This is a genomic window from Kribbella sp. NPDC049584, from assembly GCF_040675555.1.
Classification (GTDB): domain Bacteria; phylum Actinomycetota; class Actinomycetes; order Propionibacteriales; family Kribbellaceae; genus Kribbella.
In genome coordinates this window covers 157116-181934 of record NZ_JBFAPF010000008.1, presented here as the reverse complement: position 1 = coordinate 181934, position 24819 = coordinate 157116, and the positions used below count along the sequence as shown (strand labels likewise).

24 protein-coding genes are annotated in these 24819 nt (G+C 68.8%); 19 read left to right on the top strand and 5 right to left on the bottom strand.

Translation table 11 applies throughout. The features are described from left to right. Positions 1-90 precede the first annotated feature (90 nt). Genes kdpF through AB0J62_RS26265 form a run of 7 tightly spaced genes read left to right on the top strand, consistent with a single transcriptional unit; the run spans position 91 to position 8740 of the window. Positions 91-180: a K(+)-transporting ATPase subunit F gene (gene kdpF, locus AB0J62_RS26295; RefSeq protein WP_328524526.1), complete on the top strand. Its 90-nt coding sequence runs from the start codon at positions 91-93 to the stop codon at positions 178-180. Then, positions 180-1841, top strand: a complete 1662-nt coding sequence (gene kdpA / locus AB0J62_RS26290) for a potassium-transporting ATPase subunit KdpA (RefSeq protein WP_363876409.1) — start codon at positions 180-182, stop codon at positions 1839-1841. The genes kdpF and kdpA overlap by 1 nt, the downstream gene beginning before the upstream one ends. A 32-nt stretch (positions 1842-1873) precedes the next feature. After that, positions 1874-3919: a potassium-transporting ATPase subunit KdpB gene (kdpB, locus tag AB0J62_RS26285; RefSeq protein ID WP_363877020.1), complete on the top strand. Its 2046-nt coding sequence runs from the start codon at positions 1874-1876 to the stop codon at positions 3917-3919. Positions 3920-3933: 14 nt separating this feature from the next. Further along, entirely contained in the window at positions 3934-4566 is a 633-nt protein-coding gene (gene kdpC, locus AB0J62_RS26280; protein ID WP_363876406.1) for a K(+)-transporting ATPase subunit C, read from the top strand. Between the two features lie 17 nt (positions 4567-4583). Next, positions 4584-7154: a DUF4118 domain-containing protein gene (locus AB0J62_RS26275; RefSeq protein WP_363876403.1), complete on the top strand. Its 2571-nt coding sequence runs from the start codon at positions 4584-4586 to the stop codon at positions 7152-7154. 13 nt (positions 7155-7167) lie between these two features. After that, positions 7168-7845: a response regulator gene (locus AB0J62_RS26270; protein ID WP_363876399.1), complete on the top strand. Its 678-nt coding sequence runs from the start codon at positions 7168-7170 to the stop codon at positions 7843-7845. 52 nt (positions 7846-7897) lie between these two features. Next, positions 7898-8740 carry a hypothetical protein gene (locus AB0J62_RS26265; protein WP_363876396.1) on the top strand — a complete coding sequence of 281 codons (843 nt, stop codon included), beginning with the start codon at positions 7898-7900 and terminating at the stop codon, positions 8738-8740. Positions 8741-8781: 41 nt separating this feature from the next. On the opposite strand, the gene rpsN is transcribed toward AB0J62_RS26265, so the two are convergent. Together rpsN and rpmG are read right to left on the bottom strand one after the other, a co-directional pair. Next, positions 8782-9087 (bottom strand): 30S ribosomal protein S14, encoded by a 306-nt coding sequence (gene rpsN / locus AB0J62_RS26260; RefSeq protein WP_134110543.1) that lies wholly within the window; start codon positions 9085-9087, stop codon positions 8782-8784. Further along, on the bottom strand, positions 9088-9255 hold the full coding sequence (rpmG, locus tag AB0J62_RS26255; protein WP_130442702.1) for a 50S ribosomal protein L33: 168 nt from the start codon (positions 9253-9255) through the stop codon (positions 9088-9090). It abuts the gene before it with no gap. Positions 9256-9379: 124 nt separating this feature from the next. On the opposite strand from rpmG, the gene AB0J62_RS26250 reads away from it, so the two are divergent. The 3 genes from AB0J62_RS26250 to AB0J62_RS26240 all read left to right on the top strand — a co-directional run bounded on the left by AB0J62_RS26250 (position 9380) and on the right by AB0J62_RS26240 (position 12357). Further along, the gene (locus AB0J62_RS26250) at positions 9380-10462 is read left to right on the top strand and encodes a GTP-binding protein (protein WP_363876390.1); all 1083 of its coding nucleotides are present in this window, start codon (positions 9380-9382) and stop codon (positions 10460-10462) included. Then, positions 10459-10704, top strand: coding sequence for a type B 50S ribosomal protein L31 (locus AB0J62_RS26245; protein ID WP_134110539.1), 246 nt, complete (start codon positions 10459-10461; stop codon positions 10702-10704). Before AB0J62_RS26250 ends, AB0J62_RS26245 begins: the two co-directional genes overlap by 4 nt. Positions 10705-10935: 231 nt before the next feature. Beyond that, complete coding sequence (locus tag AB0J62_RS26240) at positions 10936-12357, top strand: aromatic amino acid lyase (RefSeq protein WP_363876385.1); 1422 nt, start codon at positions 10936-10938, stop codon at positions 12355-12357. Here AB0J62_RS26240 and AB0J62_RS26235 read toward each other — a convergent pair. The 3 genes from AB0J62_RS26235 to AB0J62_RS26225 are packed head-to-tail and all read right to left on the bottom strand — an operon-like array spanning position 12354 to position 14221. Next, positions 12354-13112, bottom strand: a complete 759-nt coding sequence (locus tag AB0J62_RS26235) for an IclR family transcriptional regulator (protein WP_363876381.1) — start codon at positions 13110-13112, stop codon at positions 12354-12356. The two genes, AB0J62_RS26240 and AB0J62_RS26235, sit on opposite strands and share 4 nt — an antisense overlap. A gap of 24 nt (positions 13113-13136) precedes the next feature. Then, positions 13137-13328 carry a hypothetical protein gene (locus AB0J62_RS26230; RefSeq protein ID WP_363876376.1) on the bottom strand — a complete coding sequence of 64 codons (192 nt, stop codon included), beginning with the start codon at positions 13326-13328 and terminating at the stop codon, positions 13137-13139. Beyond that, a complete protein-coding gene (locus AB0J62_RS26225; protein ID WP_363876373.1) occupies positions 13325-14221 on the bottom strand; it encodes a GNAT family N-acetyltransferase in 897 nt (298 codons plus the stop codon). Before AB0J62_RS26225 ends, AB0J62_RS26230 begins: the two co-directional genes overlap by 4 nt. Positions 14222-14328: 107 nt before the next feature. On the opposite strand from AB0J62_RS26225, the gene hutH reads away from it, so the two are divergent. The 9 genes from hutH (at position 14329) to hutI (ending at position 24777) form a co-directional block, all read left to right on the top strand. Beyond that, the gene (gene hutH / locus AB0J62_RS26220) at positions 14329-15870 is read left to right on the top strand and encodes a histidine ammonia-lyase (RefSeq protein ID WP_363876370.1); all 1542 of its coding nucleotides are present in this window, start codon (positions 14329-14331) and stop codon (positions 15868-15870) included. Between the two features lie 16 nt (positions 15871-15886). Next, positions 15887-17542, top strand: a complete 1656-nt coding sequence (hutU, locus tag AB0J62_RS26215; protein ID WP_363876367.1) for a urocanate hydratase — start codon at positions 15887-15889, stop codon at positions 17540-17542. A gap of 134 nt (positions 17543-17676) precedes the next feature. Next, the gene (locus tag AB0J62_RS26210; RefSeq protein WP_363876364.1) at positions 17677-18675 is read left to right on the top strand and encodes an ABC transporter ATP-binding protein; all 999 of its coding nucleotides are present in this window, start codon (positions 17677-17679) and stop codon (positions 18673-18675) included. A gap of 115 nt (positions 18676-18790) precedes the next feature. Then, the gene (locus AB0J62_RS26205; RefSeq protein ID WP_363876361.1) at positions 18791-19447 is read left to right on the top strand and encodes an ABC transporter permease; all 657 of its coding nucleotides are present in this window, start codon (positions 18791-18793) and stop codon (positions 19445-19447) included. Position 19448: 1 nt separating this feature from the next. Then, positions 19449-20099 carry an ABC transporter permease gene (locus tag AB0J62_RS26200; RefSeq protein ID WP_130442682.1) on the top strand — a complete coding sequence of 217 codons (651 nt, stop codon included), beginning with the start codon at positions 19449-19451 and terminating at the stop codon, positions 20097-20099. Between the two features lie 79 nt (positions 20100-20178). Continuing rightward, positions 20179-21102 (top strand): ABC transporter substrate-binding protein, encoded by a 924-nt coding sequence (locus AB0J62_RS26195; protein ID WP_134110519.1) that lies wholly within the window; start codon positions 20179-20181, stop codon positions 21100-21102. Further along, a complete protein-coding gene (locus tag AB0J62_RS26190) occupies positions 21099-22310 on the top strand; it encodes an allantoate amidohydrolase (RefSeq protein WP_363876355.1) in 1212 nt (403 codons plus the stop codon). The genes AB0J62_RS26195 and AB0J62_RS26190 overlap by 4 nt, the downstream gene beginning before the upstream one ends. After that, complete coding sequence (locus tag AB0J62_RS26185) at positions 22307-23617, top strand: formimidoylglutamate deiminase (RefSeq protein WP_363876352.1); 1311 nt, start codon at positions 22307-22309, stop codon at positions 23615-23617. Before AB0J62_RS26190 ends, AB0J62_RS26185 begins: the two co-directional genes overlap by 4 nt. Further along, on the top strand, positions 23614-24777 hold the full coding sequence (gene hutI, locus AB0J62_RS26180; protein ID WP_363876349.1) for an imidazolonepropionase: 1164 nt from the start codon (positions 23614-23616) through the stop codon (positions 24775-24777). Before AB0J62_RS26185 ends, hutI begins: the two co-directional genes overlap by 4 nt. Positions 24778-24819: the final 42 nt, after the last annotated feature.

Sequence of the window (24819 nt, the reverse complement as noted above, 5' to 3'; positions counted from 1 at the left end):
TCGTGCCGTCATGGGTGACGTCGTCTATCTCGCAGTCACCGTCGTCGTGTTCGCAGCCGTCTGGCTCGCGCTGCGCGGAGTGGAGAAGCTGTGAGCGCCGAGAACATCGCGGGCCTGGTGGTCGCCGCGGCCTTGATCCTCTATCTGGTCGCCGCCCTGATCTTCCCCGAGAGGTTCTGATGTCAGACACCGCGGCCGGCCTGTTGCAGGTCGGCTTCCTCCTCCTGTGCCTGGCCGCCGTCTACCGGCCGCTGGGCGGGTACATGGCTCGGGTCTTCACGTCCGGCAAGGACCTGGGCGTCGAGCGCGTGACCTACAAACTGTTCGGCGTCGACCCGAAGGCTGATCAGACCTGGGGCGTCTACGCCCGGTCGCTGATCGCGTTCTCCGCGGTGAGCGTCGTACTGCTCTATCTGTTGCAGCGACTGCAGCACTGGCTGCCGCTCTCGCTGGGGCTGCCGAACGTGCCGTCCGGGCTGGCGTTCAACACCGCCGCGTCGTTCGTCTCGAACACCAACTGGCAGAACTACTCGCCCGAGGTGACGATGGGCCACCTGGTCCAGTTCGCCGGCCTCGCGGTGCAGAACTTCCTGTCCGCCGCTGTCGGCATCGCCGTCGCGGTCGCGCTGATCCGTGGGTTCGCCCGGGCCAAGACCGACCGGATCGGCAACTTCTGGGTCGACCTGACCCGGACCACGCTGCGGATCCTGTTGCCGATCGCGGTCGTCGGCACCCTCGTGCTGGTCGCGATGGGCGTCGTACAGAACTTCTCCGGCGGGCATGAGGTCACCTCGGTGATCGGGCAGAGCCAGACCATCCCCGGCGGCCCGGTGGCCAGCCAGGAGGTCATCAAGGAGCTCGGCACCAACGGCGGCGGTTACTACAACGCCAACTCGGCGCACCCGTTCGAGAACCCGAACGGCCTGTCGAACCTGTTCGAGATCTTCCTCCTGCTGGTCATCCCGGTCTGCCTCACCCGCACCTTCGGCCTGATGGTCAAGGACAAGCGGCAGGGCTACGCGATCCTCGGCGTGATGGGCACGCTCTGGGCGGCCTTCACCTTCGCCGCGACGTTGTTCGAGAACCAGGGAGCCGGTACGGCGACCCACGCCGCGGGCGCCGCGATGGAGGGCAAGGAGACCCGCTTCGGCGAATGGGCCTCGGCGCTGTTCGCGACCTCGACGACAGGTACGTCGACCGGCGCGGTGAACTCGGCGCACGACTCCTTCACCCCACTCGGCGGCGGTACGGCGCTGTTCCACATGATGCTCGGCGAGGTCTCACCGGGCGGCACCGGAACGGGCCTCTACGGCATGCTGATCCTCGCCGTGCTGGCGGTGTTCGTCGCGGGCCTGATGGTCGGACGCACCCCGGAGTACCTGAAGAAGAAGATCACCGCGCGCGAGATGAAGCTGGTCTCGCTGTACATCCTGGCGACGCCGACCGTCGTACTGATCGGCGCCTCGCTGGCGATGGGACTCGCGGTGGCACGGGCGTCGATCTTCAACACCGACAGCCCGCACGGGTTCTCCGAAGTGCTGTACGCGTTCACCAGCGCCGGCAACAACAACGGCAGCGCGTTCGGCGGCCTCAGCGGGAACATCCCGTTCTACAACACCGCCCTCGGGCTGGTGATGTTGCTCGGCCGGTTCGTCCCGATCGTGTTCGCGCTCGCGCTGGCCGGTTCGCTCGCCCAGCAGCAGCCGGTACCGGTGACCCAGGGCACGCTACCGACCCACAAGGCCCTCTTCGTGACGCTGCTCGTCGGCACCGTCCTGATCGTGACCGGCCTGACCTACTTCCCTGCACTGACTCTCGGACCCCTCGCGGAGGGACTGTGACCACGCTCGTAAGGCCGCCCGCACCCCAGCCGGTGGCAACTGCCCCGAAGAGGGCATCCTCGGGTCTGTTCGACCCGAAGATGCTGCTCACCGCCCTGCCCGACGCGGTGCGCAAGCTCGACCCGCGGGTGATGGTGAAGAACCCGGTCATGTTCGTGGTCGAGGTAGGCGCGGTCGCGTCGACGATTTTCGCCGTCACCGACTCCAGCGTGTTCGTCTGGTGGATCGTGGTCTGGCTCTGGCTGACCGTGATCTTCGCCAACCTGGCCGAGGCCGTCGCGGAAGGCCGGGGCAAGGCCCAGGCCGAGACGCTGCGCCGGGCGAAGACCGAGACGACAGCGCGGCGCCTGATCGGTGATCGCGAGGAGGAGATCCCCGCGACCCAGCTCACGCTCGGCGACCTCGTGGTCGTCGAGGCCGGGCAGATCATCCCCGGCGACGGTGACGTCGTCGAGGGTGTGGCGAGCGTCGACGAGTCGGCGATCACCGGCGAGTCGGCCCCGGTCATCCGCGAGTCCGGTGGCGACCGGAGCGCGGTGACCGGCGGTACGAAGGTGCTGTCGGACCGGATCGTCGTGAAGATCACCACCAAACCCGGTGACAGCTTCATCGACCGGATGATCGCGCTGGTCGAGGGCGCGTCGCGGCAGAAGACGCCGAACGAGATCGCGCTGAACATCCTGCTGGCCAGCCTCACGATCGTGTTCATGATCGCGACCGTGACGCTGCCGACGTTCGCGAACTACGCGCACACCGAGCTGAACCTCGTGATCCTGGTGGCCCTGCTGGTCTGCCTGATCCCGACCACGATCGGCGCGCTGCTGTCCGCGATCGGCATCGCCGGCATGGACCGGCTGGTGCAGCGCAACGTACTGGCGATGTCCGGCCGGGCCGTCGAGGCCGCGGGCGACGTGAACACGCTGCTGCTGGACAAGACCGGCACCATCACGCTGGGCAACCGGCAGGCCGCCGAGTTCATCCCGGTCAAGGGTGTCACCGACACCGAGCTGGCGGATGCGGCGCAGTTGTCCAGCCTGGCCGACGAGACGCCGGAGGGCCGGTCGATCGTCGTACTGGCGAAGACCGGGTACGGACTGCGTGAGCGCCACACCGGAGAGTTGCCGCACGCAACTTTCGTGGAGTTCACCGCGCAGACCCGGATGAGCGGCGTTGACGTCGACGACCGGCAGGTCCGCAAGGGCGCGGCCGGTGCGGTCAACACGTGGATCCACCAGCACGGCGGAGTCACGGACCCGCAGCTCGGCGAGATCGTCGACGGCATCTCGGCCTCCGGCGGCACGCCGCTGGTCGTTGCCGAGAGCATCAACGGCACAGCTCGTCCGCTCGGCGTGATCCACCTCAAGGACGTGGTCAAGGAAGGCATGCGGGAGCGGTTCGACCAGATGCGCGCGATGGGCATCCGGACCGTGATGATCACCGGTGACAACCAGCTGACCGCGAAGGCGATCGCCGAGGAGGCCGGGGTCGACGACTTCCTGGCCGAGGCGACGCCCGAGGACAAGATGGCGCTGATCAAGAAGGAGCAGGAGGGCGGTCGCCTGGTCGCGATGACCGGTGACGGCACCAACGACGCACCGGCGCTGGCCCAGGCCGATGTCGGTGTGGCGATGAACTCCGGTACGTCGGCCGCCAAGGAGGCCGGCAACATGGTCGACCTCGACTCGAACCCGACCAAGCTGATCGAGATCGTCGAGATCGGCAAGCAGTTGCTGATCACCCGCGGATCGCTGACCACGTTCTCGATCGCGAACGACGTGGCCAAGTACTTCGCGATCCTGCCGGCCCTGTTCGCCTCGGCGTACCCGGGGCTGGACAAGCTGAACATCATGGGGCTGCACTCGCCGGAGTCGGCGATCGTGTCCGCCATCGTGTTCAACGCGCTGGTGATCGTTGCTCTGGTGCCGCTGGCGCTGCGCGGGGTCCGCTACAAGCCGTCCTCGGCATCGGCGATGCTGCGCCGGAACCTGCTGATCTACGGCGTCGGCGGTCTGATCAGCCCGTTCGCCGGAATCAAACTCCTGGACCTGGTGATCTCGTTGATCCCCGGTCTTCGCTGAAAGGGTAGTTGTTCATGGCAAGCAACTTGCCGGGCTCGGTCCGGCAGTTCGGGGTGGCGCTGCGGGCGCTGCTCGTGTTCACGGCGATCCTCGGGATCGTCTACCCGCTGGTGATGACCGGCGTCGCCCAGGCGGTCTTCCACAGCAACGCGAACGGGTCGATCGTCAAGGTCGACGGCAAGGACGTCGCCTCGGACCTGATCGGCCAGGCCTACACGATGGATTCCGGGAAGAAGGATGCCGATGGCAACGCGATCATGGTCGCGGACCCGAAGTGGTTCCAGACCCGGCCGTCCGCGGTCGACTACGACGGGATGGGTAGCGCGGCCTCGCAGTACGGGCCGAACAACCCGGACCTGGTCAAACTGATCGAGCAGCGCCGGCAGGACGTCGCCAAGCTGGAGGGTGTCGATCCGTCGCAGGTGCCGCCGGACGCGGTCACCGCGAGCGGCAGCGGCCTCGACCCTGCGATCAGCCCGGCGTACGCCGCTCTGCAGGTCAACCGGGTCGCCCGTGAGCGGGGACTGTCGGTGGACCAGATCAAGCAGCTGGTCAAGGAGAACACGAAGGGTCGCACGCTGGGCTTCCTCGGTGAACCGGCCGTCAACGTTGTCACGCTCAACAACGCACTGGCTGCGCTGGGCTGAACTGAGAGCATGGAGCTATGAGCAAGAACGGCCGTGGGCATCTGCGGATCTACTTGGGTGCCGCGCCCGGTGTCGGGAAGACGTACAAAATGCTGGGCGAGGGGCAACGGCGCCTCGCCCGGGGCACCGACGTCGTCGTCGGACTCGTCGAGACCCACGGCCGTGAACACACCGCGGAGATGCTCACCGGCCTCGAGCTGGTCCCGCGGCGGATCGTCGACTACCGCGGTGCGAGCTTCACCGAGCTCGACCTCGACGCGGTACTGGCCCGGCGCCCTGAGGTGGCGCTGGTCGACGAGCTCGCGCACACCAACGTCCCGGGCAGCCGGAACGAGAAGCGCTGGGAGGACATCGAGGAGCTGCTGGCCGCCGGGATCGACGTGATCTCGGCGGTCAACATCCAGCACCTCGAGTCGATCAACGACGTGGTCGAGAAGATCACCGGCGTACCGCAGCAGGAGACGGTCCCGGACCGGGTGGTCCGGGCCGCGGACCAGATCGAGCTGGTCGACATGACGCCGGAGGCCCTGCGCCGGCGGATGGCGCACGGCAACGTGTACGCCGCGGACAAGATCGACGCTGCCTTGGGCAACTACTTCCGGGTCGGCAACCTGTCCGCCCTGCGTGAGTTGGCGTTGCTCTGGCTGGCCGATCGGGTGGATGCGGGCCTGCAGCAGTACCGGCAGGAGCACGACATCGACTCGACCTGGGAGGCCCGGGAGCGGGTCGTCGTCGCGCTCACCGGCGGTCCCGAGGGGGAGACGCTGATCCGGCGCGCGGCCCGGATCGCCGCCCGGTCCTCCGGCGGGGACCTGCTCGCCGTACATGTCGCACGATCCGACGGCCTGACCGGGGCGAACCCGAGCAAGCTGGCGGAGCAGCGCAACCTGGTCGAGAAGCTCGGCGGGACCTATCACCAGGTCGTCGGTGACGACATCCCGACCGCTCTGCTCACGTTCGCGAGGGCCGAGAACGCCACCCAGTTGGTGCTCGGCGGCAGCCGGCGGTCGCGGATCGGCTCGTTGTTCACCGGCCCGGGGATCGGCGCCACCACGATCCGCGATTCCGGCGATATCGACGTACACATCGTCACGCACTCGCTGATGGGGCGTGGCCGGCTGCCGCGGCAGCGAGGTGCGTTGTCCCGGCGCCGGAAGATCCAGGGATTCGTGCTGTCGGTGGTGCTGCCGCCGGTCCTGGCGCTGGTTCTCGGTCTGGGCGGCGACACGCTTAACCTGACCAGCAACGTGCTGGCGTTCCTGTTCGCGGTCGTGGTGGTCGCGTTGGTCGGCGGCATGTGGCCGGCGATGGTGACTGCGATCGGCGGGTCGCTGGTCCTGAACTGGTTCTTCACCCCGCCGCGGCGGACGTTCACGATCGCCGAGCTGAACAACGCGCTGGCTCTGCTGATCTTCGTCCTTGTTGCGGCGATGGTGAGTTCGGTCGTCGACCGGGCGGCACGGCGTACCAGGCAGGCGGCCCGTGCGGCCGCCGAATCGGAGACGTTGGCGACCTTGGCCGGATCGGTACTGCGGGGAGAGACAGCCCTGCCCGCACTGCTCGAACGGGTCCGCGAGGCGTTCGGGATGACCGGGGCGTGCCTGATGGAACGTGTGGACGACGACGAGCTGACCGAGATCTGGCGACCGCTGGCCTCGGCCGGCTCCCTGACCTGCACCCGTCCGGAGGAGGCCGACGCGGAGATCCCGGCGCGGGACGACCTGGTTCTCGTGCTGCAAGGACATCAGTTGGAGGCCGACGAGCGACGGCTCGTCGGGGCGTTCGCGGCTCACGCCGCCGCGTTGGTCGACCGCGCCCGGTTGAGCGAGGCCGCTGCTGAAGCGAAGCCGCTCGCCGAGGCCGACAAGCTACGTACTGCGTTGTTGCGCGCCGTCGGCCATGATCTGCGGTCCCCGTTGGCGTCGGCGAAGGCCTCGGTGACTTCGCTACGTAGCGACGACGTCGAGTGGAGCGAGTCCGAGCGCGCCGAACTGCTGGAGACTGCGGACGAGTCGCTGGATCGGTTGTCGCGGTTGGTGGACAACCTGCTCGACCTGAGTCGGCTGCAGGCCGGAGTGCTACCGGTGTTCACCCGGCCGATGGCGCTCGACGAGATCCTGCCCGGCGTACTGGCCGAGCTGGGGGACGAAGCCGACCAGGTGACGGTCGACATCCCCCACACGCTGCCGCTGGTCGAGGCGGATCCGGCGTTGCTCGAGCGCGTGGTCGCGAACCTGCTGGCGAACGCGATCCGCTACTCGCCTCCCGGGCGCCCGCCGCTGATCACCGGCAGCGCACTCGGTGACATCGTCGAGGTCCGGGTGATCGACCGCGGGCCGGGGATCCCGCGCGAGGACCGGAACCGGATGTTCGCGCCGTTCCAGCGCCTCGGCGACACCGACAACACGGTCGGCGTCGGGCTGGGGCTGGCGCTCGCCCGCGGCCTGGCCGAGGCCATGCACGGCACGCTGCTGCCCGAAGACACCCCGGGCGGTGGCCTGACCATGGTGGTCACCATGCCGACCGCCGCCCTCCGCCCGACCGACGCCCCGGTCCCCGGAGCCCGCGAACGATCGGAGCACGAATGACTGGGGAGGCCGCGTGACCAGGGTTCTCGTGGTGGATGACGAGCCGCAGATCGTGCGGGCGTTGCAGATCAATCTGAAGGCGCGCGGGTACGAGGTGCATCTGGCCGGCACCGGTACGTCGGCGTTGAAGGTGGCCGCGCAGCATCCGCCCGAGCTGGTGATCCTCGACCTCGGGCTGCCGGACTTCGACGGCGTGGACGTGATCCGCGGGCTGCGGGGCTGGACCGACGCCCCGATCCTGGTGCTGTCCGGGCGGACCGACCAGACTGACAAGGTCGAAGCGCTGGACGCCGGTGCGGACGACTACGTGACGAAGCCGTTCGGTATCGACGAGCTGCTGGCCCGCATGCGCGCCGTACTGCGCCGCAGCAACGTCGCCCAGGACCAGCCGGTGGTGACTGTCGGCGGTGCCGTCGTCGATCTGGCCGCGAAGCGCGTGACGCTGGACAACGGCGAAGACATCCGTCTCACCCCGACCGAGTGGCACCTGCTCGAGGTCCTGGTCCGCAACCCCGGCAAGCTGATGTCGCAACGCCAGTTGCTGATCGAGGTGTGGGGCCCCGGCTACGAGACCGCCAGCGGCAACCTGCGCTTCTACATGGGCCAACTCCGCCGCAAACTCGAGTCCGACCCGGCCCGCCCCAAGCACCTCCTCACCGAACCGGGCATGGGCTACCGCTTCGAAGCCTGAGCGTGTCCGTTTCGTTCAAGACCTCCGGCACGATCCGCGGGAGGGTAGGCGCATGGACATCTTCACCGCAGGTCGGGACTTTGTACGGCGGGACGCTCGGCTGCTCGAGCGTCGGCTCTTCACCACGGTTTTCGAGGGCGCTGACCCGCAGGGCGTGGTCGACGCGCTGCGCGGGTTCCAGAACGCAGACGGCGGTTTCGGCTGGGGGCTGGAGCCGGACAAGCGGTGTCCGGACAGCTTGCCGCTCGACGTCGAGGTCGCTTTCGACACGCTGCTCGCGGCCGGTGCCCGGGACGACGAGATGGTCCGCCGGGCGGTCGACTGGCTGGACCGGACCGCGACGGTCGACGGCGCTGTTCCGCTGTGCGGTCCGGCGGTGGAGGGTTACCCGCGGGCCGAGCACATCACCGAGTGGACCTACAAGCCGGACATCAACCCGACGGCGGGCCTGGTCGGCCGGCTGTACCGGCTCGGCGTCGAGCACCCGTGGCGTGACAAGGCGGGCGCATGGTCGGCGGCCGAGCTCGCGAAGGGGCTCCCCGAGGATGCCCATGGGTTGCACGAGGCCCTGGAGTTCCTGGAGCACAGCGGTGACGTCGATGTGGATCGCATCCGCGACTGGCTGCCCAAGCTCGCCAACTACCGCGCCGACGCCGCGGATCCGACGTACGGCGTGACGCCGCTGCACTTCGCGCCGACGCCGGACAGCTTCTGGAAGCAACTGTTCACCGACGCCCAGCTCGAGGCCCATCTCGACCGCCTGATCGCCGACCAGCAGGACGACGGCGGCTGGGCACTCACCTGGGAGCCGCCAGGCCCCGCGGCCACCCTGGAGTACCGCGGCATCGTGACCGTCGGCGCACTCCGAACGCTGAAGGCGTACAACCGCCTGTAGACACGTCAAAGCCCCCCGCTGCGGCGGGGGGCTTTGACGTGTTACCAGGAAGATTTCGTGATCCCGGGCAGTTCGCCGCGGTGGGCCATCTCCCGGAATCGAACCCGCGAGATGCCCGCCTTGCCGATGTAGCCGCGCGGGCGGCCGTCGACGACGTCGCGGTTGCGGACCCGGATCGGATTCGCGTCGCGCGGCAGCTTCTGGAGCTTCAGCTGCGCCTCGGCGCGGTCGCCGGCCGACGTACCGGGGTCGGCGATGATGCGCTTCAACGAGGACCGACGCTCGGAGTAGTGGGCCACGGTCCGGCGGCGATGCTCGTTGCGAGCGATCTTCGCGGTCGTTGCCATTTACCGCTCTTCGCGGAAGTCGACGTGGGCCCGGGTCTTCGGGTCGTACTTGCGGATGATCAGCCGGTCGGGATTGTTCCGGCGGTTCTTCCGCGTTACATAGGTGAAGCCGGTGCCTGCGGTGCTGCGGAGCTTGATGATGGGGCGGAGGTCGTTGCGCTTGGCCATGCTGTCCTTTCCCGGATCACCTGGCGGGTGACCCACACTGCTCTCAACGCCGGCCGGGTGGCGGCTATTCCGGCCGACAGGGTACTTTGTAGTGGTTATCGTTTTCAACAAGACAGGAGAGTCGATGCTGCCGGTGACCTTGCTGACGGGCCTGGACGACGAGTTCCGCGGCGCCGTGGCGGGCAATCTGCTCGCGGCTGCCGGCCCGACCGGCGTCCTGGTGGAGTACGACGTGAGCGGCCTGAGCGCGGGCTCCGTCGTCCGGATCGCCCGTACTGCGGCCGGCGTGATCGACCGCGAGGTGATCACCATGGACCACCCGTGCGTCTCCTGCGCGATGCGCGGTTCCCTCGTCCAGCTCCTCTCGAGCATCGCGGCCATCGAGCGGTACGGCGCAGCGATCGTGAGCGTCCCCGCCGCCGGTGACACCCAGGCGATCGCGACCGAGCTCGCCACGGCCGACGACCTCCGCATCGACGCGGTCGTCACCACCGTCGATGCCGCCACCGTGCTCGCTGACGTGACCGGCGACGAGCTGATCCGTGATCGCGGCATCCCGACCGCGGCCGAGGACGGCCGCGCGATCGCCGAGGTCGTCGTCCGGCAACTGGAGTCGGCTGACGCGGCGGTGCTGAGCAGTGAGGTTCCGGCCGCGCTGGTCCGGGCGATCAATCCACGGCTGCTGATCAAGACCACGCCGGCGGGTCTGCTCGGCGTCCGGCTGCATGCTCCCGGGAATGTCGTCGAGCCCGGTTCGATCGCGGCGCCCGCGGACGGCGAGGTGCCGACGTTGGTCTGGCAATCCAATCGGCCGTTTCATCCGGAGCGTCTGTACGACGCCCTGGAGGACCTGGTCGCCGGGTCGGCCCGCGGACGCGGCACGCTGTGGATCGCGACCCAGCACCGCAACCGGCTCAGCTGGGACAGCTTCGGGACGAACATCTCGATCGGCGTGCTCGGCCCGTGGCTGGCCGACCTCCCGGCCGATCGCTGGCCGGCGGTCGGGCAGCAACACCAGGCCCGGTCCGCCCTCGAGTGGCACCCGGAGTACGGCGACCGCGCGTCCTACCTGTCGATCACCGGGCCCGGTCTGGAGCTGCGGGAATTAACCGCCCGCCTCGACGGTTGTGTCCTGCGTGCGGATGAAGCGGTCCATCCCCTGACCGACCCGTTCGCCCCTTATCTGGAAGGAAGTGCAGCAGCATGAAGAAGGACATTCACCCCGACTACCGCCGGGTCGTCTTCCGGGACAAGTCCGGCAACTTCAGCTTCCTCACCGGTTCGACTCGCGAGAGCAACGAGACGGTCGTCTGGCACGACGGGAACACCTACCCGGTCGTCGACGTCGAGATCTCGTCCGCGAGCCACCCGTTCTACACGGGCCAGCAGCGCGTGATGGACACCCAGGGCCGCGTGGAGAAGTTCAAGAAGCGCTACGGCCAGAAGTAATCCCTGGTCTTTCACAGCCCGTCGCCTCCCCAGGCGACGGGCTGTTTTGCGTGTTCAGGAGGCAACCGTCGCCTTGTCGCCCACCCGAGCGATCCGCTCACCGCCGACGCGGCGGTCTCCGCGCGTACTTCGTGCTCGACTGTCATGGCCGAGTTTGCCCGTCTCGGATTCGAGACATTTAGCCGGGCGCGGCGCTTACCCCACCGGGCAGGGCGGTTCCACACTGTGGGGATGGAGCCGGTTGAGCTGACGGGTACCGGGTTGAGCCCGTTGGAAGCGGTGGCGCTCGGGCAGCGGCGTACGGCGGTTCGGCTGAGCGAGGTCGCGCGAAAGCGGATGGAGGCCTCGGCCGCGGTGGTGGCCGAGGTCGCGAGACGCCGGCCGGTGTACGGGCGGACGACCGGCGTCGGCGCGAACCGCGACGTGCTCACGTCCGACCCGGAGCACGGCGCGCGTCTGCTCGGATCGCACAGCACGACCGGCACCACGTCGTACCCGAAGGACGTCGTCCGGCTCGGGCTGCTGATCCGGGTCAACCAGCTCGCCGCGGGTGGCTCCGGGCTCGACCCGGCGGTGGCCGACGCGATCGTTGGTCTGCTCAACGACGATGATCTGCCCGACCTGCATCGCGGCGGCGCGATCGGTACCGGCGACCTCGGTCCGCTGGCGGAGCTCGGGCTCGCGCTCGGCGATGTCGTCGACGGGACCAGTGCGCTCCCGCTGTTGTCCAGCAATGCGCTCACGCTCGCCGAGTGCTGCCTCGCGTACGTCGAGGCGGTAACGCTCATCAACGTCGTACCGCTGGTCGGCGCGCTCTCGCACGTTGCGCTGCACGGTAACGCCGAGGTGTACGACGTGCGCGTGCACGAGGCTCGTCCGCAGCCGGGGCAGGTACGGGTCGCGCGCCGGATGCGCGGCCTGCTCGACGGCTTGCCGCTCCCGCCCGCCCGCGTGCAGGATCCCTTCGGGTTAAGGGCTTTCGCGCAGGTGCTCGGGCCTGCCGTCGATCATTCCGATGCCTTGGGCAACAGTGTGCGGATCGACATCAATGCGGCCGCGGAGAACCCGCTGGTGGCCGGCGACACCGTGCTGCACAACGGCAACTGGCACGCGATGCCGATCGCGCTCGCCCTCGACTCGCTCCGGCTCAGCCTGCACAGCGTCGCAACTCTCTCGACCACCCGCGTCGCGAACCTGGTCGACCCGGACTACACCGGCCTCAGCCGGTTCCTCGCCAGCGGCGCGGAGGCAAGCTCGGGCGTGATGATGATCGAGTACGTCGCGCATGACGCACTCGCCGCCGTACGTTCGGCCGCACAGCCCGCCACGCTTGGCACGGCGACCCTGTCCCGAGGCGCCGAGCTCCACGCGAGCTTCGCGCCGCAGGCCGCAGTACTGACCGCTCAATTGCTGGATGCCCTGCGCGAGGTCCTTGCCAGCGAACTCGTCACCGCCGTACGCGCGATCCGCCTGGCCGGCCTGACCCCCGACGATCTGGCACCGGCAGCCATCGGCCCGTGGTTGGCAGACGCTCTGGCTGCGCTGCCCGGCGACCTGGCCGACCGTTCCCTCCGCGAGGACCTGGAGATCGCGCGCGGCCTACTCACCCAATGGGGCGACCGCCAGGTCGAACACCCTGCCGAGTCGGGCTAGCCGTGCAGGCGGCGAGTGAGCGCGGCCGCGGCCTGGCGGATTCGGTGGGCGAGCTGGGGGCGGTCCGGTGGCGGGACGGCGTCTGTGCGGAAGGTGACGCTGATGGCGGCAGCCGGGTGGCCCGCGTGGTCCACGGCCGCGCTGGCGACCGAGGCCATGCCCGGGGTGATGAAGGAGTCTTCGACCGCGTAGCCCTGACGTTTCTCGTCGGCCAGTAGGCGCCGGAGTTGGGTAAGGGTCTGCGGGCCGAGGTCGGTGCGGCGGACGAAGGACTCAGGCGTGGGGAAGAGCGCACGAACTTGCGCCGGCGGCAGCTCGGCCAGCAGCGCGCGCCCGGACGCGGTGAGGGTCGCGGGTAGCCGCACCCCGACATCGGTCACCAGCGTGACCGGCCGCGGCGGCTGTTCCTTCAGCAGGTACACGAGCTCTCGACCATGCAGTACGCCGAGATGCGCCGTCTGGCCCACCTCATGCACCAGCTGGACCAGCAACGGCCGAGCCAACCTCTCCAACGGATCGTGCCGCAGGTACGCCGACCCGATCTCGAAGGCGGCAACCCCGAGCCCGTACCGCTTCTCCTCCGGCAGATGGACGACGAACCCCTCATCGATCATTGCCCGCAGCAAGTGGTACGTCGACGAGCGCGGCAGGCCGACCGCGGAGGCGATGCGCTCCATCGGTACCGGACCGGGCTGGGTGGCCAGGAACGTCAGCACCCGCAGGGTGCGGGTCGAGGCGGGAACGTTGCCGCTCACAACGGCAGGGTAACCCGGCCGGACTTAGATCCCTGACGATTCGCGTTTCTTCGCGCGGCTGCGCCCCAACCAGAACCGCAGCCCCTCGCCCGCCACCGCGATCGCGAACAGTCCGCCGGCGACACCCCAGTCGAGGAACTCCGAGCCCGAGAGCAGCAACCCGACCGCGAGCGACACAACCAGGAAGAACAGCAAAGAGATGCCCAGTCGCTTCACAGGGCTTTCTCCGCAGTCCACGCGCCGGTCGTCGTCCGGTAGCCGAGCCACCGGTTCACTGCCAGCATCGGCGCATTGCCGGCGTCGTTCCCGGTCGAGGCCGTCACGAACCCGGCGTCCCGGGCCGCGGCCAGCGCGTGTGACTTCACCACCTTCGCCAGTCCACGCCCGCGATCCGACGGGATCGTGCCGGTCAGGTTCGACCAGATCACCCCGCGGTCCGGATCAGCAGTCGTGGTGACGAATGACAGCACCCGGTCACCGTCGAGCACCGCGAAGCTCAGGTCCCGCCGGGTGTCCGGGTTGTTCCACGACACCTTCACCCATTCGTCGTACGCCGGCCCGCCGGAGAACCCGCTCGGGTCGTCGTCCCGCACCTGGACCTCGGCGTCGAACAGCTGCCGCGGCTCGAGGTGCTCGTAGGTGGCCAGACGTAGGCCGGCCGGCGGCGCAACCGGCTCGCGGACGTCGCGCAGGTCGGCGGCGGCATGGCTCATCCGCCGCCCCAACGCGAACCCGCGCTTCTCCGCGAATGCCTTGGACTCGTTGTCGTCAGCCACGGCGACCAGTAGCCGACCTGCCCCGGCTGTGACTGCCTCCGCGGAGATCGCGGTCAGCAACGCACTGCCGATCCCGCGCTTGCGCTGCGACGGTGGCACCTGGACGGTGATCCGCACCCGCGCCCCGGCCAGGTCTGCCTCGGGGAGATACAGGTTCGAGTACCCGACCACGTCCGGGCCGTCCACCGCGAGCAGGATCACGCGGCTCCGGCCACCTCGCAGTTCGGCCTCGATGGCCCGCGCCGACTTCACCAGCTGCGGCATCACGGCAGCCCAGACCTGGGCGACGCCGACCGCGTCCGCCGGCCGCGCCGGCCGGATCTCGAAGACCATGGCTTGACTCTATGTGTTCGCGGGTCCACGCCGGAGGTCTCAGATTCGAGACAGAAACTGGTATGCCGCTGCTGTCGAGGAGCATCGCGGCGCGGTCCAATGATCGGGTGGAAGACACGGTGATTGTCGGTATCGGACCGCTGACCCCGGCCGAGGTGGTCGCGGTCGCACGGTACGGCGCGCAAGTACGGATCGACGACCAGGCCCTGGAAGAGATCGCGAAGTCACGCGCCGCGATCGAGGCGCTGGCCCATGCGGATACCCCGCACTACGGCGTCTCGACCGGGTTCGGCGCACTCGCGACGCGGCACATCGCGCCGGAGTTGCGGGCGCAGTTGCAGCGCAGCCTGATCCGTTCACACGCGGCCGGCTCGGGCCCCGAGGTGGAGACCGAAGTCGTACGGGCGCTTGCCCTGCTGCGACTCTCCACCCTCGCAACAGGACGTACGGGCGTGAAGGTCGAGACCGCCCAGGCGTACGCCGGTCTGCTCAACGCGCACCTGACCCCGGTCGTGCACGAGTACGGCAGCCTCGGCTGCTCCGGCGACCTCGCGCCGCTGTCGCATGTCGCACTCGCGATCCTCGGCGAAGGCAAGGTCCGCGATGCCGCGGGCAACCTTCTCGAGGCCGGCGAAGCCCTGCGGCAGAACGGCCTCACGCCGATCGTGCTCGCGGAGAAGGAAGGCCTGGCGCTGATCAACGGGACCGACGGCATGCTCGGCATGCTGGTCCTCGCGCTCGCCGACCTCGACCGGCTCTTCAAGACCGCCGACCTCGCCGCCGCGATGAGCGTCGAGGCCCAGCTCGGCACCGACCGCGTGTTCGCCGAGGACCTGCAGGCTCTGCGCCCGCATCCCGGCCAGGCTGCGGCTGCTGCCAACCTCCGCGCGATCCTCAGGGACAGCGCGATCGTCGCGAGCCATCGCGGTCCGGACTGCAACCGCGTCCAGGATGCGTACTCGCTCAGGTGCTCTCCGCAGGTCCACGGCGCCGCCCGTGACACGGCAGCGCACGCGGCGTCGGTTGCCGATCGCGAGCTCGCCGCCGCGATCGACAACCCCGTCGTACTGAAAGACGGCCGCGTCGAGTCCAACGGGAACTTCCACGGCGCCCCGGTCGGGTACGTGCTCGACTTCCTCGCCATCGCGGTCGCGGACCTGGCCTCGATCAGCGAACGGCGTACCGACCGTTTCCTCGACGTGGCGCGCAACCACGGGCTGAACGCGTTCCTCGCCGACGACCCCGGTGTGGACAGTGGGCACATGATCGCGCAGTACACCCAGGCCGCGATCGTGTCCGAGCTCAAGCGTCTCGCCGTACCCGCCAGCGTCGACTCGATCCCGAGTAGCGCGATGCAGGAGGATCACGTCTCGATGGGCTGGTCCGCCGCACGAAAGCTGCGCAAGGCGGTCGACGGCCTGCAGCGGGTGCTGGCGATCGAGATCCTCACCGCCGCTCGGGCGCTCGACCTGCGCGCGCCGCTGACCCCCGCTCCGGCCACCGCCGCCGCCAAGGCCGTACTGCGTGAGCATGTCGAGGGCCCAGGCACGGACCGCCACCTGGCGCCCGAGCTCGAGCACTCCGTCCAACTCGTTGCCAACGGCACCTACATCGAAGCCACCGAGACCGTCACCGGTCCGCTCCTCTAGAAAGGCTGGATCACCCATGTCCGGACCCCGTCCTGTGCGCGCACCCCGCGGCACCACTCTCACCGCCCGCGGCTGGCAGCAGGAAGCCGCGCTGCGGATGCTGCAGAACAACCTCGACCCCGAGGTTGCCGAGCACCCCGACGAGCTTGTCGTCTACGGGGGTTCCGGCAAGGCTGCCCGCGACTGGAACTCGTTCGACGCGATGGTCCGCACGCTGACCACGCTCAAGGACGACGAGACGATGCTCGTTCAGTCCGGCCGGCCGGTCGGCGTGATGCAGACGCACGAGTGGGCCCCGCGCGTGCTGATCGCGAACTCGAACCTGGTCGGCGACTGGGCCACCTGGGAGGAGTTCCGCAAGCTGGAGGCGATGGGCCTCACGATGTACGGCCAGATGACGGCCGGGTCGTGGATCTACATCGGCACCCAGGGCATCCTGCAAGGCACGTACGAAACGTTCGGCGCGGTGGCCGAGAAGCGCTTCGGCGGCACGCTGGCCGGGACGATCACGCTGACAGCGGGCCTCGGCGGCATGGGTGGCGCGCAGCCGCTGGCCGTCACGATGAACGACGGCGTCGCGATCTGTATCGACGTCGACTCGTCGCGGATCGACCGCCGGATCGAGCACCGCTATCTCGACGTACGGGCGAAGGACCTGGACGACGCGCTGCGGTTGGCGGAGGAGGCCAAGAAGGCCCGCCGGCCGCTGTCGATCGGCGTCCTCGGCAACGCCGCGGTGATCGTGCCGGAGCTGCTGGAGCTCGGCGCGCCGATCGATATCGTCACCGACCAGACGTCGGCGCACGACCCGCTGATGTACCTGCCGGTCGGCGTCGAGTTCGACGACTGGGCGGCCGCTCGTGAGAAGGACCCGGCCGGGTTCACCGAGCGCGCGCAGGCTTCGATGGCGCGGCACGTCGCCGCGATGGTCGGCTTCCAGGACGCGGGCGCCGAGGTGTTCGACTACGGCAACTCGATCCGGGACGAGGCCCGGAAGGCCGGATACTCCCGGGCGTTCGAGTTCCCCGGCTTCGTACCGGCGTACATCCGGCCGTTGTTCTGTGAAGGAAAGGGCCCGTTCCGGTGGGCCGCGCTGTCCGGCAATCCTGCCGACATCGCGAAGACCGACCAGGCGATCCTCGACCTGTTCCCGGACAACGAGCACCTGACGCGCTGGATCAAGCTGGCGGGCGAGCGGGTGGCGTTCCAGGGTCTGCCGGCCCGGATCTGCTGGCTCGGACAGGGCGAGCGGGACAAGGCCGGTGTGCGGTTCAACGAGATGGTTGCCTCCGGCGAGCTCGAGGCCCCGATCGTGATCGGTCGCGATCACCTGGACACCGGCAGCGTGGCGTCGCCGTACCGGGAGACCGAAGGCATGCTCGACGGTTCGGACGCGATCGCGGACTGGCCGTTGCTGAACGCGATGGTGAACGTGGCCAGCGGTGCTTCCTGGGTGTCGATCCACCACGGCGGCGGCGTCGGTATCGGCCGGTCCATCCACGCCGGCCAGGTGTCTGTTGCCGACGGCACCGACCTGGCCCGGCAGAAGCTGGAACGGGTCCTCACGAACGACCCGGCGATGGGCGTGATCCGTCACGTCGACGCCGGCTACGAGAAGGCTGTCGAGGTCGCCGACCAGCGGGGTGTGCGGATCCCGATGCGGGAAGGCTGACTGTGGGCGACCGTGGCAATCTGTACTGCTACGGTGCACATTTCAAAAGACGAGAAACCGCGCGATCGCGTGGATTCGGTCTGTCGTTCCGCTAGGGTCGCATCCGCGACCGACGACGAGCGCGAAGGGGCGCCATGATCGAGTTCGAGGACGTCACCAAGCAGTACCCGGACGGCACCGTCGCCGTCGACAAGCTGTCCCTGCGGATCCCGAGCAACCAGATCACGGTGTTCGTCGGGCCGTCCGGGTGCGGCAAGACCACGTCGCTGCGGATGATCAACCGCACCATCGAGCGGACCAGCGGGAAGATCTCGATCGACGGTGTGGACATCAACTCCCAGGACCCGGTCACGCTGCGCCGGGGCATCGGGTACGTGATCCAGAACGCCGGCCTGTTCCCGCACAAGACCGTTGTGGACAACGTCGCGACCGTCCCGAAGCTGCTCGGCTGGGACAAGCGCAAGGCCCACGGTACGGCGATGGAGCTGCTCGAACGCGTCGGCCTCGACGTCAAGCTCGCCGAGCGGTATCCGGCCCAGCTGTCCGGTGGCCAGCAGCAACGAGTCGGCGTCGCCCGGGCGCTGGCGGCCGATCCGGCGGTCATGCTGATGGATGAGCCGTTCAGCGCGGTCGACCCGATCGTCCGGCACCAGCTGCAGGAGGAGCTGCTCCGGCTGCAGCGCGATATCGGCAAGACGATCGTGTTCGTCACCCACGACATCGACGAGGCGATCAAGCTCGGCGACAACGTCGCAGTACTGCAGGTCGGCGGGAAGCTGGCCCAGTTCGCGCCGCCGGCCGAGCTGCTCGGTGAGCCGGCCGACGACTTCGTCCGCGGCTTCGTCGGCCAGGATCGCGGTTACCGTGCGCTGACGTTCGTGCATCCTGAAGAGTTGCCGGTGCGGCCGGTGCCGGACGAGCTCGCGTTGAAGGACGGCGTACCGGTCGGCTGGAAGAACGGCTCCGGCGACCTGCTGCCGCTCGGCGCAGTCTTCAAGCGCGGCGATTCGCTGCGCGCGGCACTGGACTCGGTGCTGACGTCGCCGACCGGCTGCGGCATCTGCGTGGACGACGAAGGCAGGGCCATCGGCGTCATCGACCAGTCGACCGTCGCACAGGCGTTGCGATCATGACTGTACTGATGCCACGCCTCCGGCGCGGCGGGACATCGGGCTGTAACTCCCGGTCTTCCCTCGTCGCTTCAGTCGCTTCGCTCCTTACGCTCCTCAGTCCAGACCGGGAGGCCCGATGACCTGGATCGGTGACAACCTGGGACTGATCTGGGAACAGCTGCGCGAGCACATCTACCTGGCGATCATTCCCGTGATCCTCGGGCTGATCATCTCGGTGCCGTTGGGGTACGTCGCCACGCGCTACTCCTGGCTGGCGAACCCGCTGATCGCGTTCGGCGGCCTGCTGTATTCGCTGCCGTCGATCGCTTTGTTCATCGTGATCCCGGCGCTCCTCGGCACCAAGGTGCTGTCGACGATCAACATCATCATCGCGCTGACCATCTATACGGTCTCGCTGCTGATCCGGAACGTGATCGACGGACTGCGCTCCGTGCCACCCGACGTACGGCAATCTGCGATCGCCGTCGGGTACGGGTCGCTGCACCGGCTGATCGCGGTCGACCTGCCCATCGCCGTACCGGTCATCTTCACCGGGCTGCGCGTGGTCACGGTCGCGAACATCTCGATGGTGAGCGTCGGCGCCGTGATCGGGATCGGCGGGCTGGGGGAGCTGTTCACGCTGGGCTTCCAGAAGGACTTCCTGACGCCGGTCGTGGTCGGGGTCGTGCTCTCGCTGGCGCTGGCTCTGGTCGCGGACCTGATCCTGGTGTCGTTGCAGCGGGTACTGACCCCCTGGGCTCGGGTTTCGACGCCAGTGGTGGAGGTGGCGTGACATGTGGCAGTACCTGACCGACTCGTACAACTGGTCCGGCAACGAGGGGATCTGGGCGCGGATCCTGCAGCACCTCTGGTACACGTTTGCCGCCCTCGGACTCTCCGTGGTGATCGCGCTACCGATCGGATTGCGGATCGGGCACACCCGGCGCGGCGCCTTCCTGGCGATCAACCTCGGCAACGCGGCGCGTGCCCTGCCGAGCCTTGGCCTGCTGATGATCGCGGTCCTGCTGACCAACCAGATCGGCTTCCTGCCGGTGCTGATCGCGCTGGTCGCGCTGGGCATCCCGCCGATTCTGGCCTCGACGTACGCCGGTCTGTCCGGTGTCGATCCGGCCACGATCGACGCCGCCCGGGGGATGGGGATGACCGGACGCGAGATCCTGACCAAGGTGGAGATCCCGATCGGGCTGCCGTTGATCATCTCCGGCATCCGCAGCGCCACCCTGCAGATCGTCTCGACCGCGACGATCGCCGCGCTGGTGTCGCTCGGCGGCCTCGGGCGCTACGTGGTCGACGGGCTGAAGCTCCGCGACTTCCCGCAGATGTTCACCGGCGCCCTGCTGGTGGCGCTGCTCGCGATCGTGCTGGACGCGGTCTTCGCGCTGATCGGGCGCATTACCGTGTCCCAAGGGCTGAAGATCGGCTGAATTGTCCGTCGTACCTGCTGAACTTGAGATGCATCCATCGGCACCGGCCGGTGGCTGAACGAGAACACTGGAGGCTCTCGTGTTGAGATCCACACTCATCCGTACTGCGATCGCCGGGGTGGCGGTGCTCGGCCTGGCTGGTTGTGGGGGTGGGGGCGACCAGCTCGGCAGTGACAACGCCGGCAAATCGCCGGCGCCCTCGAAGGTGAGCAGCATCACCGTCGGGTCCGCCGACTTCTCCGAGAGCCAGTTGATCGCGGAGATCTACGGCCAGGCGCTGGCCGCCAAGGGCATCGAGGTGAAGAAGAAGCCGAACATCGGCAACCGCGAGACCTACATGGCCGCGATCAAGGACGGGTCCGTCGACCTGGTGCCGGAGTACACCGGCGCCTCGCTGGCGTACTTCGACAAGAACTCCACCGAGACCGACCCGCAGAAGGCGTACGACGCGCTGAAGAAGGCGCTGACGCCCGGTCTGGAGATCCTCGAGATGTCGCCGGCGACCGACGAGGACACCATCGTGGTGACCAAGGCGACAGCGGACAAGTACAGCCTGAAGTCGATCGGCGACCTGAAGGACAAGAACCTGGTCGCGGGCGGTAGCTCCGAGTTCAAGGTCCGGACCGCCGGGCTGAAGGGCATGAAGGAGAAGTACGGCGTCGAGTTCAAGGACTACAAGACCCTCGACGCCGGTGGTCCGCTGAGCATCAAGGCGCTCGAGGACAACACCATCCAGGTCACCGACCTGTTCACCACCCAGGCGGTCATCAAGGACAAGGGCTGGGTCCAGCTGGAGGACCCGGAGCACATCCTGCCGCCGAACAACATCGTTCCGTTGATCCGGACCGACCACAAGTCCGACGACGTCGTCGCCACGCTGAACGCGGTCGACGCTAAGCTGACCACGGATACGCTGACCGACCTGGTCAAGCGGATCGACGTCGGCAAGGAGAGCGCGGACGCGGTCGCCAAGGACTGGCTGTCGAAGAACCCGCTGTCTTGAGCTTCGAATCCCTCTGGGCCGACCAGTCCGCCATCGGCCGCAACCCCGAAACCGGCGGTTACACCCGAGGCGGCTGGACCCCCACCGAACGCGAGGCGACGCACTGGTTCCTTGACCAGTGCGCCACCCGCGGCCTACCCGTCGAATCCGACGGCATAGGCAACCTGATCGCCTGGTGGGAACCGCGCGGGGAGCCGGCCGGAGGGCCGGCTTCCCGCCTGGGGGTGGTGACTGGGAGCCATCTGGATTCTGTGATTGATGGTGGGGCTTTTGACGGGCCGCTGGGGGTGGTGTCTGCGCTGGCGGCGGTTGATCGGTTGCGGGCGGAGGGATTTGAGCCCAGCGTGCCTATTGGCGTGGGCGCGTTCGTGGAGGAGGAAGGGTCCCGGTTCGGGATGCCTTGTTTGGGCTCTCGGGTGGCGGCCGGTGTGTTGTCGGCCGAGAAGGCGTTGGCTCTGACGGACCGGACCGGCGTCCCGTTGGCGGTTGCTCTGGAGCAGTCGGGAATCGATCCGGCGGGAGTTGGGCCCTCGCCCCTGATCGGGCGGATGGGGACGTTTGTCGAGTTGCACGTGGAGCAAGGGCGCGGGTTGACGGCGCCGGTGGGTGTGGCCAGCTCGATCTGGCCGCACGGGCGGTACAGGTTCACGTTCGGTGGTGAGGCCAACCACGCCGGCACCACGCTGATGGAAGACCGCCACGACCCGATGCTCACTTACGCGATGACCGCCCTCGCCGCCAACAAGCAGGCCCGCCTGGCCGGCGCCCGCGCCACCTTCGGCCGGGTATCGGTCGAGCCCAACGGCACCAACGCCGTACCGTCGCAGGTGACCGCCTGGCTGGACGCGCGAGCCGCCGACACCGCAACCCTCGAATTGTTGCTGGCAGCAATCACCAGGCAAGCCGCCGAACGCGCCGAACGCGACGGCACCACGCTCGAGGTCACCCCGGAATCGGTCTCGCCGATCGTCAACTTCCCGACCGGCCTGCGCGACCGGCTGGTCGGCGTACTCGACGGCGCCCCGGTCCTGCCGACCGGCGCCGGCCACGACGCGGGCGTGTTCTCGGACGCCGGCATCCCGACCGCGATGCTGTTCGTCCGCAACCCGACCGGCATCTCCCATTCCCCCGCCGAGTACGCCGAGCAGGACGACTGTCTCGCGGGCGTGGAGGCATTGGCCGCAGTACTGAAGGACCTTGCGAAGTGACGTCGTACTGGTGTGAGACCGCGATCCTCCCGACCGGCCTCGCGCGCGGCGTCCTGGTGACGACATCGGACGGCCGCTTCACCTCGGTCGAACCGGACGCGGCTCCGGGCGACGCGCAGGTCCTCAACGGACTCGTCATCCCGGGCCTGGCGAACTGCCACAGCCACGCGTTCCACCGCGCGCTCCGCGGCCGGACGCAGACCGAGCGCGGCACGTTCTGGACCTGGCGCGAGCAGATGTACGCCGTCGCCGCCGCGCTCACCCCGGACACGTATTACGACCTAGCTCGCGCTGTGTACGGCGAGATGCTGCTAGCCGGCATCACCGCGGTCGGGGAGTTCCACTACCTCCACCACGCGCCCGGCGGCAGGCGGTACGACGACCCGAACGCGATGGGCCTGGCGCTGATCGCGGCCGCGCGTGACGTCGGCATCCGGATCACGCTCCTCGACACCTGCTATGTCGCCGGCGGCATCGACGAGCCACTCAACGAGGTCCAGCAACGCTTCAGTGACGGCGACGCGACTGCGTGGGCTGCCCGGGTCGCCCAGTTGAGCGGTGACGATGACGTCGTGATCGGCGCGGCCGCCCACTCGGTGCGGGGCGTGCCGCAGGATCAACTCGGTGCGGTCGCGTCGGCGTTTCCCGACGTACCGCTCCATATTCATCTCTCCGAGCAGGTCGCGGAGAACGCGGCTTGTCTCAAGGCGTACGGACGGACGCCGGCGCAGGTGCTCGACGAGGCCGGGTTCCTCAGCGGGCGGACGAGTGCGGTCCACGCCACGCATCTCACCGATGTCGACGTCGGACTGCTCGGCAGCTCCGCGACGTACTCCTGCTTCTGCCCGACCACCGAACGCGACCTCGCCGACGGCATCGGGCCGTCCGTGCAACTGCGTGGTGCGGGATCGCCGCTGACGCTCGGCTCCGACAGTCACGCGATCATCGACCTCTTCGAGGAGATGCGAGCCGTCGAGCTGAACGAACGCCTCGCCACCCAGGAACGCGGCCACTGGTCCGCCGCCGAACTCCTCAAGGCGGCCACCGTCGACGGCCATCGCTCGATCGGCTTCGAAGACGCGGGCGCGATCCGGGTCGGGGCCCGCGCCGACCTGGTAGCCGTCCGCCTGGACACCGTCCGCACCGCCGGCACCGGCGGCAGCGCGGAGACCGCAGTCTTCGCCGCCACTGCCGCCGACGTCTCGGATGTAGTCGTCTCAGGCAACCATTTGGTTGCTGATGGCAAGCACATGCACCTGGACGTCCCGGCGCAGCTGACGACATCGATCGCGGCGGTGATCCGATGACCTCACTCCTGCTCACCAATATCGGCTCGCTGGTGACCAACGACCCCACGCACGGCGGTCTCCTCGGCGAGCTCCACGACGCAGCCCTCGTCATCGACGGCGCCAACGTCGCCTGGGTCGGCTCGCGCCGTGACGCACCAGCGGCCGATGGAGCGCTCGATCTCGGCGGCCGAGCCGTCATCCCCGGCTTCGTCGACTCGCACTCGCACCTGGTCTTCGCGGGCGATCGCTCCGAGGAGTTCGCCGCCCGGATGACAGGTACGCCGTACTCCGCCGGCGGCATCCGCACCACCGTCGCCGCGACCCGCGAAGCCACCGACGAACAGCTGACCGCGAACGTGTCCCGCCTCGTCACCGAGATGCGCCGGCAGGGCACCACCACGGTCGAGATCAAGTCCGGCTACGGGCTCACGGTGGCCGACGAGGCCCGTGACCTCGAGATCGCGCGCCAGTTCACCGACGAGACGACGTACCTCGGGGCGCATGTCGTGCCGTCGGAGTACGCAGACGATCCGGCCGGCTACGTGGAGCTCGTGACCGGCCCGATGCTCGACGCGGCCGCGAAGCACTCGAAGTGGATCGACGTCTTCGTCGAGCGCGGCGCCTTCGACGCAGATCAGGGCCGCACGATCCTGCGGGCCGGCATCGCCCGCGGCCTCCAGCCCCGGGTCCACGCGAACCAACTCGGCGAGGGTCCCGGCGTACAACTGGCCTGCGAGGTCGGTGCCGCCTCTGCGGACCACTGCACGTATCTGACCGACGCCGACATCGACGCCCTGGCCTCGGCAGGCGTAGTCGCCGGGCTCCTGCCCGCGATCGAGTTCTCCACTCGCTCGCCGTACCCCAACGCCCGCCGCCTCTTGGACGCCGGCGTCACCGTAGCCCTGGCCACCGACTGCAATCCCGGGTCCGGCTACTCCTCCTCGATGCCCTTCTGCATCGCCCTCGCAGTCCGCGAGATGCACATGACCCCCGCCGAAGCCCTCTGGTCCGCCACCGCCGGCGGCGCCGCCTCCCTCCGCCGCCCGGACCGAGGCCACCTGACCCCCGGCGCTCGAGCCGACCTAGCCGTCCTCGACGCCCCCTCCCACCTACACCTCTCCTACCGCCCCGGCGTCCCCCTCATAACCCAAACCTTCATCGCCGGCCGGCCGGTTTGAGGGGACGCCCCGCACTGATCAACCTCGACCGAAACGGCAACT